This window comes from Nocardia australiensis, assembly GCF_020733705.1.
GTDB lineage: Bacteria > Actinomycetota > Actinomycetes > Mycobacteriales > Mycobacteriaceae > Nocardia > Nocardia australiensis.
In genome coordinates this window covers 180,745-197,348 of the sequence record NZ_JAJFZM010000016.1, presented here as the reverse complement: position 1 = coordinate 197,348, position 16,604 = coordinate 180,745, and the positions used below count along the sequence as shown (strand labels likewise).

Genomic DNA, 16,604 nt, shown 5'->3' with positions numbered 1-16,604 from the left:
AACGCGCTCGGGCGTTGATTGATGCCCAGCTGGTAGCAGCCAGATGGGCGGTTCAGGACCGGCGCTCGATGAACCTCTACGCCGCCGAGGGTGTGGCGGTTCGCGAGGTCATCATGGAGAAAGGTCACGGCCGCGCCGACTACTTGCTCTACGTCGGTAAGAAGGCCGTGGGCGTGATCGAGGCCAAGCCAGTGGGGACACCACTGTCCGGGGTCGAGTGGCAGTCGGCGATGTATGCCGAAGGCCTTCCCGCTGAGGTCCGGTTGAAGGCCCTCACCGTGGGTGGGCGGCTGCCGTTCGTGTTCGAGTCGAGCGGCACCGAGCTTCACTTCACCAACGGTTTCGATCCGCACCCGCGTTCCCGGGCGCTGTTCCATTTCCCGCAGGCCTCGACGCTGGGTCGCTTCTTGCGTGACGCGGCGGCGAACCCTGATGCGCCGACATGGCGCGCCAAGGTTGCCACCATGCCAGAGCTAGATCGCAAAAGTTTGCGGCCAGCGCAGGTCAAGGCGGTCGAAGGTATAGAGCGAAGCCTCGCGCAGCAGCGCTACAAGCGCAGCTTGGTGCAGATGGCGACGGGCGCGGGCAAGACCTACACAGCCGTCACCGAGTCCTACCGTTTGCTCCAATACGGCGGGTTCCAGCGAGTTCTATTCTTGGTCGACCGCAACAATCTGGCTGACCAGACACTTGCCGAATTCCAGAACTATCGTGCCCCAGGCGACGGCCGCCGTTTAACCGAGCTGTACAACGTCGACAAGCTCACCAAAGCGGGCATGCTGAGCTCGTCAAGCGTGGTGATCTCGACCATCCAGCGCGTGTTCAAAGCGCTACAGGGCGACGAGGTACCCGACACCGACGACCCGAATCTCGACGGCTACGTCCCGGACGCCCCGGTCACAGTCACCTACAGCCCCGACCTGCCGCCGGAGACATTCGATCTGGTAATCGTCGATGAGGCGCACCGCTCGATTTACGGCGTCTGGCAGGGGCTGCTGCGCTATTTCGACGCGCACATCGTTGGCCTCACCGCGACCCCAGGCAAACAGACCTTCGGGTTCTTCGAACAGAACCTGGTCTCGGAATATACCTATCCCGAGTCGGTCGCCGACCTGGTCAACGTCGACTTCGACGTCTACCGGATCAGCACCGAGATCAGTGAGCGCGGTTCCCGAATCGAGCAGGGCACCATCGTTCCGAAGGTCGATCGACGCACCAGGGTGGAGCGTTTGGAGGCTCTCGAAGACGATTTGACTTACACCGCAAGGCAACTCGATCGCGCAGTGACCAGCAAGTCGCAGATCCGCACCGTGCTAGAGACCTTCCACAACAAATTGTTCACCGAGATCTTCCCCAGGCGCAGCACCGTCCCGAAGACGCTGATCTTCGCCAAAGACGACGCACACGCCGAGGAGATCGTGACCCTTGTCCGCGAGGTGTTCGGCAAGGGAAATGATTTCGCCGCGAAGATCACCTACAGCGCCAGCGACGCCAAACGTCGCCTACAAGCGTTCCGCACCAGCCCGACGCTGCGGATCGCGGTGACCGTCGACATGATCGCCACCGGCACCGACGTCAAACCGCTTGAGTGCGTATTCTTTATGCGCGACGTACGGTCGGGCCAGTACTTCGAACAGATGAAAGGCCGTGGTGCACGGACAATTTCGAACGCCGACTTCCAGGCTGTGACCCCCGACGCCGAGGTCAAGACGCGATTCGTGATCGTCGACGCGGTCGGAGTTACCGAGCACGCGTTCTGCGACGCACCACTGAACCGCGAACGAGGCATCGGCTTGAAGAAGCTGCTCGACAAAGCTGCGGCGCTCACTCTCACCGAGCCCGAAACTGCCACGCTCGCTTCGCGTCTCGCGAAACTGGAGCTCGACCTCACCGACGCTGAGCGCATCGAACTTGATTCAGTTGCGGGTTCTCCTGTGCGCGACATCGTCCGCGGCCTCGTAGACGCGGTCAATCCCGACACCCAAGCGGCATACGACGGCGACGTCCAAGATCTACTCGATCGCGCAGTAGAACCGATCGCCGCCAATCCTGAGCTCCGCACCCGCATTCTTGAGCTCCGCGCGACCCACGACCGCACGATCGACGAAGTGAGCCGGGACATCCTGCTCGACGCATACGGAGTAGTCGACCCCTCACGCGCCAGATCGGTGGTTGATTCCTGGAGCGACTATCTGAATGAGCACCGCTCGGAGATCACCGCCATCCAGATACTCAGCGAGGCGGGAGACCGCCGCGCGACCTACGACGAGATACAAGAACTAGCTTCCCGTATCGCACGTCCGCCGTACAACTGGACTCCCGAAATTATCTGGAAGGCATACGACAGCCTCGGGGTACAGGTGAGCCGCGATATCGGGGGCCACCGCACCGTCACTGACCTCATCTCCCTGATCCGCTTCACGGTCGGCGTCGACGATGAGCTGGTCCCATACGCAGAGCGAGTCCAGGACCGCTACGACAACTGGCTCGCCCAGCAACGCCAGGCAGGCGTTGAGTTCACCGCCACGCAGCGCTGGTGGCTCGATCGGATAGTCTCAGCGATCGCGGCGTCAGCCGAGTTCACCACCGCCCAACTCGACAACGCCCCCTTCACCGAACGAGGAGGCACCGACGGCGCCCTCCGCGACCTCGGCGACGCCACTGCTGACCTGATCGACGAGCTGAATACGGAGCTGACTGCATGAGCCTTCTCGGTGAGGTAGCGCTCATCATTGACTGCGAGCATAAGACCGCGCCGCGATCTGACAACGATGCGTTCGGCTACTCCGTCGGCACCGGGGCCATCCGCGACGGGCGGATAGCACTCGACAAGGCAAAGCCAGTTTCGCGAACGACATTCGAGGAGTGGACACGACGCGCGATCCCGACGACAGGCGATCTGATCTTGTCACGGGAGGCGCCAATGGGTGAAGTAGGCGCAGTACCTACCGATAGTCCCGTTTGTCTCGGCCAGAGGACAGTCTTGATTCGACCGGACGCGTCTCGTATTGCGACCAGCTTCCTGCTGTACGCGTTGCAGGCACCGACAACACAGCAATGGATACGCGCAAACTCGGCTGGATCCACGGTGCAGCACGTGAACGTCGGTGATGTACGGAAGATCCCTCTTGGTTCGTTGCCACCCGTCGCCGAACAACACCGCATCGTCGAAATCCTCGAAGACCACCTCTCCCGGCTCGACGCCGCTGCCATTTCAGTTCAAACAGCGGTTCGCCGCGTAGAGGCTCTGAAGCTTCGGACGCTCTCCGAGCTTTATGCGGGACCGATGGCCACCTTAGCTAGCACCTCGCTGGACGCCGGTTACGGCACTTCGGAAAAGTGTGCAGCTGATGCGCCGGGGCCAGCGGTTATCAGAATCCCCAATCTTGCTGACGGGAAGATTGATTTGGCCGACGAGAAGCGGGTAGTAGATCCTTCCGTCGATGTTTCGAAATATATGGTCTCACCAGGTGATTTGTTAATTGTGCGCACGAACGGATCTGTCGACCTGATCGGCCGTTCGGCAATCGTCCAGAACGACGTGAATGCCGCATTCGCTTCGTATCTGATCCGGTACCGCCTACGCCCTGATGTGGTTCGTCCAGCATGGGTGCACGCCATGCTGCGAAGCCCGCAACTACGGTCGCGGATAACGTCGCTCGCCGCGTCCAGCGCCGGCCAGCACAATCTCAGCCTGGCGAAGTTGGACCCGCTACCAATCCCGCTGCCCAGCCTCGATATGCAGGATGCCGGATTGGAGCGGCTCGTCGAGATGGACGCACTCACACACAGGCTAAACCGGTCTATCGTCGCTGCGCAGCGTCGTGCGGTGACGCTGCGGCAATCATTGCTCGCGGCTGCCTTCTCTGGCCGCTTGACTTGGCGAGAACCCTGGGCGGATGTCACCGAAACCCTCGTCCCTGCCTGACCGGCCATCGAGGCGTCAGCGAGTCTCCGATAGGGCATCGCGATCCCTCAAACCGCATACGCACCCACAATGACCAGGCGTTTCTCAGTTGCCCATGTTTTGCGTGTCCTGCCGAGTACCGGTACCTGCGACTCTTGCTGAAATCATTACCGTAACAACAGAATTCATCAATATCGTCAACGCGGCGGCTCTCTTTCTCAACTTCCTTCCTGCTGCTGTGAAGTGTCGTGCGCGAACTCCCGGACAGCAGGAGGCCCGACCGCGCACCATGGTCATATGGTGCGGCGAAGCGATCAACTCACTGACCGGCAAGGTGATCTCCTAGAGCGGATCGCAGACGGCGACGATTTGAGCAAACCGGAGTCCGCGCCCCATCGGGTCTCGGCCCGCGCATTAGAGTCTCGCGGGCTAGTCACTGTCTCGAAGCGCAAGGGATTCTTCGCGGCCAGCATCACCGACATCGGCAGGTACTACCTGAAGCATGGCTACCATCCCGAGTGCGATCGGGCATCGGGCGGATACGCCGATGGCGACTCAGAGAATGCGGAGCGTCTGATCAGTCGGTTGGGCAAGACATCGGACGGGATCGTGCGGATTGCCGGAGCGGACGAGAAGACGCGGGTCGCGTATCGTCGCGCTGTATATGCAGCTCGGTGTCAAGGACTCGTGCCGGAAGGCCAGATACTCTGGTACACCGGTCGATCAGACGGGGACATCGTCGTACGCCTGCTGGAAGCCGGCGAGGACAACAACATCGACTGGTACCGGATTCGACAGAAGGCGCGGAAGTCGAAGGCGGAGAAGAAGCAGGCTCCCCCGCAGGATCTGCGCCAACTGCTGAGCGAGAACCCGGCAGCGCTCCAGGTCAGCGACGGACAACGAGAACGGGCAACACGTTTCCTGCTCGAACTCAATGCCGCAGCGGCCAAACAGGATCAAGAAGTCCGGCTGACGCGTCGCGGCGAACACGCCAAACTGGGCTACCGCATCGGGACCCAACAGTGGGAGTTGACCCTCACCGAGGAACACCTCAACGCGTATGGGCGCCCAGCGGATTACTGGGACATGCGATCTTCCTACAGCAAAACGACACCGACGGGAAAGCTGCAGCTGAAGATCGGCGGACACCAGGGGACACACAACGCGCACACATGGGAGGACGAGAAACGTTCGCCACTAGAAGAGCGTATCCGCAAGATCATCACGACAGTCAAGGCGAGCTGCGCAGAAGCCGAACGCCGAGCTGAGGACAGCTATCGAAAACACTTGGCGTACATGGCTGAACAGAACCAGGAACGGATGGAGGAGCGGCGACAGTGGGAATCAGCCATGGCCTCTGCGCGACGGCAGGCTGAAGCAATGCTGCAGCGCAGGACCATGGTCGCAGCCCTGGCTGCATGGCGTAATGCACAGGACCTGCGAGAAATCTGCACCATCCTCGACGACACCGCCGCTGCCGCGGACCAAAGGAACGACCCGCACTCGGCGGCAAACCTGCGTAGCTGGTGCACAGTCGGTCGCGAGTTGGCAGATCGACTCGACCCCACAACATGTCCAGCCTCTCTGGGCAAAATACCGTTCGACATCGAGCCTGGTGTCGACGACTTACGTCTTTACCTCGGTGGGTGGAGTCCAGACGGTCCGCACCAGGACTACCAACGGAAATCCGTTGAGCGGCTGGAACTGAGCAAACCGTGGCCGTCGGACTGGGAACTCGGAATAGTCCCCTAATGGTGGTATCGGCATCTAGGATGCGTGTCGTACGTGGTCATGATTCGCTGATATGTAACGGTTAATCTGTTGTGCTGGAGGATCTTTCGCAGCGATCGGTGCGTTCGGAAAGATCGGTCAACATGCCGAGGGTTTGCGCGTCTTGCTCAAGCATGGAGACGAAAGGATCGCTCAGGGTTTACCCGATGTTGCTGAACCACATCAACGACGACCAACTGCCCACTGGCATGCTACGAGCCGGTCAAACCATGCTCGTCGCCAGCGCCCAATGCTGCTGGGCTACACGAAGCACCGAAGACGCCGACTTCCATGGCAGCGCACCACAGTCGCTCAAGTGCTGGCTGCCCGCATTGGCCACACGCACGCGTCGTCAACGGTAACTGTTTCCACCGAGCCGGTTGCCCAGTGCAGGACGCGTGTCGGCGAGAAAGGCGCAGCACCATTACATTTTCCGACACTGTCCCTCCGGGGCCGGACCTCAAGAACGCCGATGTGCGGGAATCATGTTGCGCAGACGAATGCAGCGCGAGCGCCTCTATCAAACCATCCCGCCGAAGCATTGGGCCAAGGTCAGTTACGCCAACTGCCTGCAGGTGAGCCTTCTGGCAGTTGCATCGGCTGCGAGAGACGGCCTTCGGCGGCCTGCGCGAATCGCCTGAGCCACCTCTCAACGAAGTCCTCGACCTCTTGCCCGACAAGGGCGGTGAACGACACCGCGACTTGCTCGGTATGCATCACGCGTTGCAGTGCCAATAGTGTGTCCCGATCCTGCGGGTCACGACTGTACGGCTCGAGCCTGTATCGCTTCGCATAGCCACCGCCGAAGGACATGGAGTGGAAGGCGGTTTCGTACCAGTAGTACTCGCCAGGCTGCTGAGCATCGCAATACCAGAGGCTGTGAGACCGTCCTGCCCACCTGTCTGTGACCGAGGGCATCTCAACGGTGAGCGCGCCGACTGAGACGACATCGAAGGGCAGTTCGTCGTTCGCTTTGACCTCTGCGGGTTTCTTGAAGGTCAGCAACGCCTGCTCGAAGGAGAAATTCAGTTCCCCCATGCTGGAGGTTTTTTTCACTCCGGGGATGGACTCGAGCGCCTCGACGATGGGATCCATCCACTCTGCTATCAGGTAAGCGGCTGACTCAGAAAGAATCTGCCGCCGCTCCTTCTTTGTCTTCGCTTCGGCGGCCTTGGCGTCCTTGCGGGCTTTCCGCTCAGCACTCTCGCCCGCCAGCTCACGAAGCTGATTGAGCGCACTGGATGACACCTTCCGGCCTGCTTCAGCGAGGCGTTTCAAAATGTCGGTGGGGTTCGGGCGAGACTCAGGTGCCTTCGACAGCATCGTGAGGATCAACGAACGCAGCAGCGGCGAGATCCCAGTGAGCGGGGGCGGTGGAGAGTTCCGATGCTGGTCATGGAAGTCAGGGCCAGGAAACGGAAGTTCTCCTGTCACCAGTTGATAGGCAACAACTCCCAGGGAGTACACATCCGATTTGACGGTGGCTCGTTGCAGCATCCAACGCTCCGGCGCCGTCCAGGGTTCAGACGCATGCCGCTTGTAAGTGACGGTGGCGGTAGCCTCTTCGATATAGCGGGCGATGCCGAAATCCGCCAGGCACCATGCGTCCTGGTACCGAAGGATGTTCTGTGGCTTGATGTCGCGGTGAACGACCAAACTGCCCATATCTAGCAGCGCCGTCGCCACGTCCGTCAGGACTGCGATGACCTCGGACTCTGCGAGGGCACCTCGTTCTTTCAGGAGTTGGTTGAGCGATCCTTCAGCTTTGGGCATGCGGAGAAGTAGTTCAGAACCCGCGTCGTAGGTCTCATCGAAGGGCACGATGTTCCGGCAGCCCCTGAGGTCCTCTACCAGCAGATCTCGGTTGCCTCCGGCGATCTTCTTGACCTTCTTGACAACCGCGCGTGCACCATCGCGCTCGACCTCGATGACGGAACTCATGCCGGCCTGGTCTCCGATGGGGCCGATCACCGTCCAGTTTTCTTCGAGCTGAATAAATTCGGGCATGCTCGCTATCTCACCACGCGATTGCCCGCTATCAGCTCATTACTGCTATCCGTGCGCACGGACAGGACACGCCTGCTCGCCACTGCAACAACTAGTCGAAGAAGTGCTCATCGGTCGTGGCATTCAGCAGCGGCGCCACGCAGCAGGATCGGTCTCAAACTGCCAGGCCCAGCAGTGCTTCTTTGCTGACCACCTGCGAGAGCACCGGACGGCGGCCGCGCGGAAACAATCGATCGAGTGAAGGCTGAGCGCGAGCACCGACCCCGGCGACCACACCAGCAATCGCATCCACGCACATGACCCTCAGAGTCCAATTGTCAGAACTTCATCTGCGAATCCAGTACACGTCGGCGACACGGATCGGGCCAGTGTCGCTGGTTCCGATCGGGCCGCCGTATAGGTAGTAGGCGATTCTGAATTCGCCTTTGGGATTGCGGTCAGTTACTGCCTGGCCAGAAACCAGCACCGCCGTCCCGTGCCAGCCGGGCTGACTGTCGACAGCGTGGCTACCGCGCGAGTCACACTATCGGCTAATGGGAGAGCACACTGCCACCGCATACCCGATCCGACGCCGCTCGAGCCAGGTCCGGAACTTCGAATCGCCGCCGTAGGGTGGCACCGCTTGTGCCACCCCTTAATTCCGTTCGGGAGCGGCGGCGTGCGACCTGCTCGAGTGCGGGGCCGAGCTTGTCTCCGACGAGTGCGGTCACGTCGGGGTGTGGCTGGTGCCGTCGCACGTATGATTTGCGGAGTACGCGGGAGGTTGCCGAGTTGGTCGGCGACCTTGGTGACGTCGAGTCGAGGGCCTCACCCGCTGCCGCGGTGTGAGGGCAGGCGATCCATGGCCAGGGCCACGCGACCGGTAGGTCGCGGATTCGATGAACCCGTACAGCTCTCCCGACTTCGTCTCAGAAGTTCAAGCCCACTCCCCTGGGCCTACGAGGGGGCAGGACTACACACGACGACCAAACTTGTTGTAGCACTTCATTGCTGGTCGCGCCGTGGAACGATCTCGTGAGTGAAGATCGGCGCGCTGCTCGGGTTCCTATGGCGCTAACGTTGCCATGGCGTGCCGTGAACAGACCTCGTGCACAGGGTCAATAGGCGCTCGCGGCGCCGTCAATCCGTCAAACGCACAAAGGGATTCCCATGCCCATCGAACCAGACGAACACCTCGGCATACGCGGACAAGCCAATGCTGTGGTGCACGCCCTGATCACCAGCGTTGTCAGTGTGTTCGCACTGATAGTCGTCGTCGTGCTCATCTCAAAGGCGCTCGGCCTGGGTGAGCAAGAGTCGGAATCGACTTCGGCGCATACAACGAGCAGTTCAGCCCCCACCGCGCCGGCAACCACACCGACCGCTGCGCCGGCATCGCTGTCGGATCCGCGATGCGTGCCAGCGTCGGACAATGTCGTCGCGCCGGTGCAAGCGGGCCTCACCATGGATGGCTACAGGCTCATCAACGCCACGGTGATCATTGAAGGTCGTCTCACGTTCTTCGGTGCGACGACCCTCGACGCATCCGGACAGATGGAAGAGCGGTCGGACGTGTGGATCCTGCGCGACCACGTCGTCTACGCCTCCACCGGTGGCGCACGCAGCAACTCGCAATTCCCGAAAGCCTCGTCGTCACCGCTGAGTATTTCGCGGGAGACGAGCGGGTGCGACCCGTGGATGCCTGTGTAGTGGATGCGACGCGCAGAAGCTGATGCACCTCTAGGCGCGACGAACCGGGAAAGCTCGCAGCGAGGGGTAGACCGCGAATCGGAGTCGTCGAAGCCAACCGATTGGGGGGACGACAGGCAGTCGGTCGGCCACGGTATCGACGGTTCGTGGTCGACGGCGGAAGGCAAGTTGGGACTGATCGCCGCTGAGGGCATTAGTCACTTCGTAGCTCGCGGTGAGGTCGGTGCCGGTCATATCGGATGCTTCCGAATCTGGTTGTGCGGGTGGATGGCTGGAATGCGGTTAGATGTGCCCGGCCCGGGTTCCCGCGTGTGGGGCGGGTTGTTCCTGGGCCGGGGTTTGTCATGCGGCGTGTACGGCTGCCACGGCGGCGCGGGCGATGGCGGCGGGGTTGGTGAGTTCATGCACGGTCGCGCCGGTCAGCCGTTTGGACCATGTCACCTCCGGGGCCAGCCACAGCACCGCGCAGCCGCTGGCGCGCACCCGATCCAGTAGTTTCTGCGCGGCGGCGCAGGGCTCGTCACAGAAGCAGCCGTCGGAGATGATGACCAGCAGGCGGGTGTTCTCCGGCCGGGACAGTCCGAGCGCACCGTCGAGGGCATCGATGGCGGTATCAATGGCCTCGTACAGAGCGGTGGCGGCGAAGTCGGTCACCTTCTGCGGCGCGCTGCCCGGGTAGGCACCCGGCAGCACCTGCCTGCCGAAGGTCAGCGTGGCCGTTTCAGCTGGCATCACAGCGAGTTTCGCGGCAGTGGCGATAATCCGCCGAGGCCACATCGGCGGTGTAGTCCTCCATCGACCCTGACGCGTCGCAGGCGATCCCGATCCGAAGGGTGGTCGATCGACGAAGACACCTGGAGCTATCTGAGTTACCAGGAAAGCGGATGCTGTGCCAGCTCGGTGTCGACTGTCACTGCGGTGCCGGTGGGGCCATCAGCGGGCGGCGTTGCCATCCGAATCGGTAACTTCGCGCCCTGATCTGGGGGGAGGACTCCCTGATATCCGTTCTGGTCGGCGGCGACAGATCCGGGGCATGGCGATCCCTCAGACGAGATACGCACCCACGATGACCAGGCGTTTTTCAGTTGCCCATGTTTTGTGTGTCCTGCCGAGGGCACGAACCTGCGACGTTCAGGCGTCGAGCTGGAGGCGACCAACTGATCGGCCGTATCTACAGGCGAAACGGTGGCAGCGCCGGAAGTTTGGCCCGGAATTCTTGGCGTATTTTTGGTCGCAGCCCGCAAACATAACAGGTCAGGCACGGTGACCGTGCCTGACCTGTTATTTATGCTCCCCCATCTGGACTCGAACCAGAAACCTGCCGATTAACAGTCGGCTGCTCTGCCAATTGAGCTATAGGGGATTATCCTTGGCTTGTCCGTGTCGGGCGCGCCGAGGAGAAACTTTAGCGTATTGCCGCGCGGCTTCCCAAATCGTGTCACTACCAGGGGACATGTGTGGGCTGGATCGACAGGTGGGCGGGGCGTCGGGCAGGATGGTGGGCGCGAACAGCGCTATTGGGAGGAGCTCTAGGAGATGCTGCGGTTGATCATCGGCGTCGCGGCCGGCTATGTGCTCGGCACGAAGGCGGGGCGGGTTCGCTACGAGCAGATCAGTGCGGCTACGCGCGCTGTGACCGAAAGCCCGGTGACTCGCAAGCTTGTACACGTCGGCAGGCAGAAGCTGTCGGACAAGTTGAGCACCCGGCCACAGTTGGAGCCGATGGAGCCGATCGATGAGCGGACCACGATCATGGTTCCGCAGGATCAGCTGCGCCGCTGAGAGTCTGCGCGGCTGAGAGAGTCTGTGCTGCTGAGAGAGTCTGCGCCGCTGGATAACTCGGCGGGCAGGCCGCTCAGGTTGCGGCGAAGTCGTCGGAGTTGCCCATGGCCTGCTCCACCAGGCTCTTGCGGTATTGCTCGAGCGCGACCACGTCACCGAACAGCGTCATGTACGCCTCCGGCTCCTCGGTCGAGGACACCCGTTGCAGTTTCGATTTCAGCTCGGCGACCTGACGGCCAACCCACGCTGCCTGGGTGCGGGCCAGCACGCCCGCGATAAATCGGGGGATGCCGCTGGCCGATTTCACGGGCAGGGGCTCGCCCGATAGTTCGGACACCAGTGCGCGCAGGGTGAGGTCGTCGGTGCGGTCGCAGACCGCGTTCACCCATTCCGCGCCGCCGAGGCCGGCCGCGGTGCCGCCCGCTTCGGCGATCAGGGCGCGCACGGCCGCGTACGCCGGATGAGTGAATGCTTCGGGTTCCAGCGAGTCGAACAATGGACCGGCCATCGCGGGGTATTGCAGGGCCGCGCCGAGCGTCTGGCGCTGCGGCAGCAGCACCGGGTCGTTCGGGTTGGGCCTGGCTGCCGGATGCGCGGCGGCTTCCAGGTTCGGCTGAGCGGCGGGTGAACCACCACGTCGACTGGTTCCGTTGCCGCGCACGCCATTTCGATTGCGCTTGGCTTCGTCACCGACTCGGCGAACCAGTCCTTGGATATCGTCCTCGCCGACCCAGCCCGCTAGTTTCGTCGCATAGACCTTGCGTAGCGCGTTGTCTTTGATTTGCGAGACCACCGGCACGGCACGGTCGAGCGCTTTCACTCGTCCCTCTGCGGTGTCCAGGTCGTAGTCACCGAGCACACCGCGAATTACGAATTGGTACAACGGGGTTCGCCGTGCGACCAGATCACGCACAGCACCGTCGCCGGAGTGCTGGCGCAATTCGCACGGATCCTGGCCGTCCGGGGCGACGGCGATGTAGGTCTGCCCGGCCAGTTTCTGGTCGCCGGAGAAGGCTTTCAGGGCGGCGGCCTGGCCTGCCGCGTCGCCGTCGAAGGTGTAGATGATTTCGCCGCGCCAGAAGTTGTCGTCCATCAGCAGCCTGCGCAGCAGCGCGAGATGTTCGTCACCGAAGGCGGTGCCACAGGAGGCGACGGCGGTTTTCACACCGGCCAGGTGCATGGCCATGACATCGGTGTAGCCCTCTACCACCACGGCCTGGTGGCTCTTGGCGATGTCACGCTTGGCCAGATCGAGCCCGAAAAGCACCTGAGACTTCTTGTACAGCAACGTTTCCGGCGTGTTGACGTATTTGCCGGGCATAGTGTCGTCGTCGAAGAGTTTGCGCGCCCCGAAACCGATGACGTCGCCGCCGAGATTGCGCAGCGGCCACAGTAGTCGCCGATGGAAACGGTCGATCGGTCCGCGCTGGCCCTGCCGCGACAGGCCGGCCGCCTCCAGTTCCTTGAACTCGAAGCCCTTACGCACCAAATGTCTGGTCAAGGTGTCCCAGCCCGCGGGGGCGTAGCCACAACCGAACTGCTGGGCGGCGTTGCCGTCGAAGTTGCGATCGGTGAGGTATTTGCGGGCCGTCTCGGCCTCGGGCTCACGCAGCATCGACATATAGAACTCGTGGGCCGCGGCATTGGCGGCGACCAGCCGGGAACGGGTCCCGCGATCGCGCTGCACGGAGGTGCCGCCGCCCTCGTAGTTGATCTGATAGCCGATCCGGTCTGCCATCTGCTCGACCGCTTCGACGAAGCCGATGTGCTCGATTTTCTGCAGGAACGCGAAAACGTCCCCGCCTTCACCGCAGCCGAAGCAGTGGAAGAGCCCGTGGTTGGGCCGCACATGGAACGACGGCGATTTCTCGTCATGGAAGGGGCATAAGCCCTTCGCCGAGTCCGCGCCCGCCCTTTTCAGCGCGACGTACTCCCCCACCACATCTTCGATGCGGACACGTTCACGTATCGCCGCGATATCGCGATCTGGAAGTCGTCCGGCCACTCAGCGAGTCTAGGCCAGTCCGCCCGCTACCTGCCCGCTGGCTGGTGGCCAACGCCACCACCAGTGGCTCGCCCGGGAGCCGCTGCGAACGCACTCGTCCGGCGGCTGGCTCGCTGCGCTGCACCCGGCGCGACTCGAGACCAACCCCGTACCTATCAGGCTCGAAGTAGCCGCGCGACGCGCTCCAAGCGACTTTCGGTGTAGGAGGCGATCTGGTCGACGATGACGCGCACACGGGCGGTGTCATCAGCGGCGGCTTCCCACCACGGCAGCAAGAGTGGGTCGAGGTGCAGCGGTGCGGCGGCGAGCAGGCGGGTGGCCACGTCCTGGATGAGGTCGCGCTGGTCGGCCTGGCGTTGTTTGTGATCGGGGTCGGACATGACGTAGCGCAGCGCGACGATTTTGAGCATCGCGACCTCGCCGGCGACCACGTGCGGCACCTCCAGGTCGGCGTCGTAGCGCGACAGTGGATTCGTGCCCGCGATCTCGCGGGTCGCGATGATGGCGGCGGTGGCGAAGCGACCGACGAGTTCGCTGGTCAGACGTTTGAGGGCGACCGAACTGGCCAGGGTGCCATCGTAACGGGTGGCGGCGGCGACCACCGGCAGCTCCGAAAGTCGTTGGGCCGCAGCGACGAGTTCGTCGGCCGACAGCCCGCGGTGCTGGGCGTGACCGAGGTCGGCGAGCGCGATTTGCTCGGCGGGATCGGCCAGTGCGCGCAATTCGATGCGACCGGCGATCACACCGTCTTCGACGTCGTGCACGGAATAGGCGACGTCGTCGGACCAGTCCATGATCTGGCATTCAAGGCTCTTGGTGCGCTCCGGTGCTCCCTTACGAATCCAGTCGAGACGGTCGATGTCGATGTCGTAGGCGCCGAACTTGGTGCCCGGTCCCGGTCGTCCCCACGGGTATTTGATCGCGGCGTCGAGCGCGGCGCGGGTGAGATTGAGGCCCGCGCTGTCGCCGTTGTCGTCGAGGACCTTGGGTTCGAGGCGAGTGAGAATGCGCAGGTTCTGGGCATTGCCCTCGAATCCGCCGTAGGCGTCGGCGAAGGTGTCGAGCGCTTGCTCGCCATTGTGGCCGTAGGGCGGGTGGCCGATATCGTGCGCCAGACCGGCCAGATCGACCAGGTCCGCGTCACAGCCGAGGCCGTCGGCGATGCTGCGCCCGATCTGCGCGACCTCGATCGAATGCGTGAGCCGGGTACGCGGAGTGTCACCGTCGCGCGGGCCCATCACCTGGGTTTTGTCGGCGAGCCTGCGCAGGGCCGCCGAATGCAGCACACGGGCCCGGTCGCGGGCGAATTCGGTGCGGTGCCCGGTCTCGAATTCGCTGCGTGGCGGGCCGAGTCCGGCGGTCTTGGCGCCCTCGGTGACCAACCGTTCCTGGTCGTGGTCGGTGTAGCTCATCAATTCACTGTCCAGCCGAGTATTTGAAGTCCGACGAGAAGTGGGTGAGCTGATACCAGAGCAACGCACCCGTTTCGCGCAGGATGCCATGGGCCTGTGACTCCCGGGTGTACACCGCGGGTCCGGTTCGAGTCGGCGCGGTCCACGCGTCCAACCCGGCGTCGCGGGCCATCGTGCGGGTGCGCAGCGAATGCCACGGGTCGCTGACCAGTACCGCCGAGGACATATCGCGAGCGATCATGGCGGTCGCGACGGCCTCGATACTGCGCAGGGTGTCCGAGCCGGTCTCCACGGCGAGGATCTTGTCGGCAGGTATTCCCCTGGCCTCCAGGTAGTTCTTGCCCGACGCGGCCTCGGTGTACAGATCACCGTCCTGCTTACCGCCGACGGTGATCACTCGCGGCGCGACACCGGCCTGGAATAGGTGATAAGCCTGGTCGAGCCGGGCTTCGAACACTGTCGACGGTGTCCCGGAGTACTGCGCGGCGCCGAGCACCACGATCGCATCGGCCTTCGCGTAGTCGTCGATCCGCGCCACCTGCCACACCCGGAAGGCGGTCCCACCGACGAGGACCAGCGCGATCAGCACTGCGCCGAGAATCAGCCTGCGCACCCAGCGGGCCGACCCGGCACCGCGTCCACGCTGCGTGCCGGGTTCGGTCGACGTGCGCTGGGCCGAATTCACCCACCCAGTTTGCCAGGTCCGCTGCCGTCGCCGACGCCGCTCGGGTAACCGCTGGGTCTCGACTCACTTACCTGTGAGTCAGTAGCCCACAAAATAGTAGGTACTTGCCGCCGCGCGGGCAGCCAACAAGAATCGATTCCGGCGCGCCACACCGACGTTATTCCGCTCGACCGAACACTCACCCGTTCGGTCGAGCTTCTCGAATTCAACTACAGGAGTGGACATTATGGCGCAATCCGCGCGCACATCGGTAACGGTTCTCGGGCTCGGCGCAATGGGCCGAGCGCTGGGCGCCGCCTTCCTCGGCGGCGGGCACCCCACAACGGTATGGAATCGCAGCGCGGGCAGGGAGACCGAACTCGTTGCGGCAGGGGCGCTGAGCGTGTCGACGGTTGCCGAGGCGATCGCGAATGCCGATGTCATCGTGGCCTGCCTGTTCGATCATCGTTCCGTGCACGAGGTGCTCGACCCGGTAACCGGGCAACTGACCGGTAGCACCCTGGTGAACCTGACCAGCACCGAACCGCAGGCGGCCCGCGAACTCGCCGAATGGGCCGCCCGCCACGGAATCCGCTATCTGGACGGCGGCATCATGGCCACTCCCCCGATGATCGGACGGCCCGGCTCCTCGATCCTCTTCAGTGGCTCTGAACAGGTCTTCGATACCTACCGCGAGCTGTGGGAATTGCTCGGTGCCGCCGAATATTTCGGCCCCGACGCGGGCAGCGCTTCACTGATCGACTTCGCGATGCTGGCCGGAATGTACGCCATGTTCGGCGGCTTCTATCACGGTGCGGCGATGGTGCGCGGGGCCGGAATCTCCGCCGCGGACTTCGGAACCCGCGTGGCCCCATTCCTCGCCGCGATGACAGCTTCCCTACCCGTAGCAGGCGCACAGATCGACGCCGGATATCCCACGGTATTCCAGAGCCTCGACTTCACCAAGGCCGCGCTGAACGCCATCGTGTCCACCAGTCGCGACGCGGGCGTCGGCCTCGACATCGTTGGCCCGCTCGAGAATCTCGTCGACCGCCAGATCGCCGAGGGCCACGGCGCCGAGACCACCGAGCGGATGTTCGAAAGCCTCAACCCGCCGCAGCGCGTGTAACCGACTGTCCAACAGCCTTTTCCAGCGCGGAGCGGCACCCGTCCCGTGAATGGGATGTCCAGGACCGTGACTCGGCGCAGCGATATGCGGCTCGACTGTTTGGAACAGCCAACGTCCGAAAACGAAACGGTGCAGCGGTTTTCGTCTTCCGTCGAAGACTTTCTCATCCCCGCAGCGGATTCGGCGACTCGTCGCCTCGCCCAGTTCTGGATGAGGGCGGCAGTCGAGTTGAGCGGCGC

Annotated in this window: 12 protein-coding genes and 1 tRNA gene; 6 read left to right on the top strand and 7 right to left on the bottom strand. The window is 63.0% G+C overall.

All coding sequences use genetic code 11. The annotated features are described in order from the left end of the window. Positions 1-68: 68 nt before the first annotated feature. The 3 genes from LKE06_RS28205 (at position 69) to LKE06_RS28195 (ending at position 5,659) form a co-directional block, all read left to right on the top strand. A complete protein-coding gene (locus LKE06_RS28205) occupies positions 69-2,705 on the top strand; it encodes a type I restriction endonuclease subunit R (RefSeq protein ID WP_228002374.1) in 2,637 nt (878 codons plus the stop codon). Further along, complete coding sequence (locus tag LKE06_RS28200; protein ID WP_228002373.1) at positions 2,702-3,928, top strand: restriction endonuclease subunit S; 1,227 nt, start codon at positions 2,702-2,704, stop codon at positions 3,926-3,928. The genes LKE06_RS28205 and LKE06_RS28200 overlap by 4 nt, the downstream gene beginning before the upstream one ends. Positions 3,929-4,204: 276 nt before the next feature. Beyond that, entirely contained in the window at positions 4,205-5,659 is a 1,455-nt protein-coding gene (locus LKE06_RS28195) for a hypothetical protein (protein ID WP_228002372.1), read from the top strand. A 570-nt stretch (positions 5,660-6,229) separates the two neighbouring features. Here LKE06_RS28195 and LKE06_RS28190 read toward each other — a convergent pair. Both LKE06_RS28190 and LKE06_RS28185 read right to left on the bottom strand, forming a co-directional pair. After that, on the bottom strand, positions 6,230-7,684 hold the full coding sequence (locus LKE06_RS28190; RefSeq protein WP_228002371.1) for a serine/threonine-protein kinase: 1,455 nt from the start codon (positions 7,682-7,684) through the stop codon (positions 6,230-6,232). Positions 7,685-7,838: 154 nt separating this feature from the next. Further along, positions 7,839-7,976 (bottom strand): hypothetical protein, encoded by a 138-nt coding sequence (locus LKE06_RS28185; RefSeq protein ID WP_228002370.1) that lies wholly within the window; start codon positions 7,974-7,976, stop codon positions 7,839-7,841. Between the two features lie 857 nt (positions 7,977-8,833). Here LKE06_RS28185 and LKE06_RS28180 point away from each other — a divergent pair. Then, positions 8,834-9,373: a hypothetical protein gene (locus LKE06_RS28180; RefSeq protein ID WP_228002369.1), complete on the top strand. Its 540-nt coding sequence runs from the start codon at positions 8,834-8,836 to the stop codon at positions 9,371-9,373. A gap of 342 nt (positions 9,374-9,715) precedes the next feature. Here the strand turns inward: LKE06_RS28180 and LKE06_RS28175 are convergent, their stop codons facing one another. Together LKE06_RS28175 and LKE06_RS28170 are read right to left on the bottom strand one after the other, a co-directional pair. Then, positions 9,716-10,105, bottom strand: a complete 390-nt coding sequence (locus LKE06_RS28175; protein ID WP_228002368.1) for a vWA domain-containing protein — start codon at positions 10,103-10,105, stop codon at positions 9,716-9,718. A 558-nt stretch (positions 10,106-10,663) separates the two neighbouring features. Next, a tRNA-Asn gene (locus LKE06_RS28170) sits at positions 10,664-10,736 on the bottom strand. 173 nt (positions 10,737-10,909) lie between these two features. On the opposite strand from LKE06_RS28170, the gene LKE06_RS28165 reads away from it, so the two are divergent. Then, on the top strand, positions 10,910-11,155 hold the full coding sequence (locus LKE06_RS28165) for a hypothetical protein (protein WP_228002367.1): 246 nt from the start codon (positions 10,910-10,912) through the stop codon (positions 11,153-11,155). 73 nt (positions 11,156-11,228) lie between these two features. Here LKE06_RS28165 and dnaG read toward each other — a convergent pair whose 3' ends face one another. From dnaG to LKE06_RS28150, 3 genes are all read right to left on the bottom strand, one after another. After that, on the bottom strand, positions 11,229-13,160 hold the full coding sequence (gene dnaG, locus LKE06_RS28160) for a DNA primase (protein ID WP_228002366.1): 1,932 nt from the start codon (positions 13,158-13,160) through the stop codon (positions 11,229-11,231). Between the two features lie 155 nt (positions 13,161-13,315). Then, positions 13,316-14,572 carry a deoxyguanosinetriphosphate triphosphohydrolase gene (locus LKE06_RS28155; protein ID WP_228002365.1) on the bottom strand — a complete coding sequence of 419 codons (1,257 nt, stop codon included), beginning with the start codon at positions 14,570-14,572 and terminating at the stop codon, positions 13,316-13,318. Between the two features lie 4 nt (positions 14,573-14,576). Continuing rightward, complete coding sequence (locus LKE06_RS28150; RefSeq protein WP_228002598.1) at positions 14,577-15,185, bottom strand: YdcF family protein; 609 nt, start codon at positions 15,183-15,185, stop codon at positions 14,577-14,579. Positions 15,186-15,483: 298 nt separating this feature from the next. Here LKE06_RS28150 and LKE06_RS28145 point away from each other — a divergent pair, with 298 nt between their 5' ends. Next, positions 15,484-16,365 carry an NAD(P)-dependent oxidoreductase gene (locus LKE06_RS28145; RefSeq protein WP_228002364.1) on the top strand — a complete coding sequence of 294 codons (882 nt, stop codon included), beginning with the start codon at positions 15,484-15,486 and terminating at the stop codon, positions 16,363-16,365. The last annotated feature ends 239 nt before the right edge of the window (positions 16,366-16,604 follow it).

Coding starts and splice junctions, on each gene's coding strand:
- LKE06_RS28205 (WP_228002374.1), top strand. CDS start 69: ATGAACCTCTACGCCGCCGAGGGTGTGGCGGTTCGCGAGGTCATCATG.
- LKE06_RS28200 (WP_228002373.1), top strand. CDS start 2,702: ATGAGCCTTCTCGGTGAGGTAGCGCTCATCATTGACTGCGAGCATAAG.
- LKE06_RS28195 (WP_228002372.1), top strand. CDS start 4,205: ATGGTGCGGCGAAGCGATCAACTCACTGACCGGCAAGGTGATCTCCTA.
- LKE06_RS28190 (WP_228002371.1), bottom strand. CDS start 7,684: ATGCCCGAATTTATTCAGCTCGAAGAAAACTGGACGGTGATCGGCCCC.
- LKE06_RS28180 (WP_228002369.1), top strand. CDS start 8,834: ATGCCCATCGAACCAGACGAACACCTCGGCATACGCGGACAAGCCAAT.
- LKE06_RS28175 (WP_228002368.1), bottom strand. CDS start 10,105: ATGCCAGCTGAAACGGCCACGCTGACCTTCGGCAGGCAGGTGCTGCCG.
- LKE06_RS28165 (WP_228002367.1), top strand. CDS start 10,910: ATGCTGCGGTTGATCATCGGCGTCGCGGCCGGCTATGTGCTCGGCACG.
- LKE06_RS28155 (WP_228002365.1), bottom strand. CDS start 14,572: ATGAGCTACACCGACCACGACCAGGAACGGTTGGTCACCGAGGGCGCC.
- LKE06_RS28145 (WP_228002364.1), top strand. CDS start 15,484: ATGGCGCAATCCGCGCGCACATCGGTAACGGTTCTCGGGCTCGGCGCA.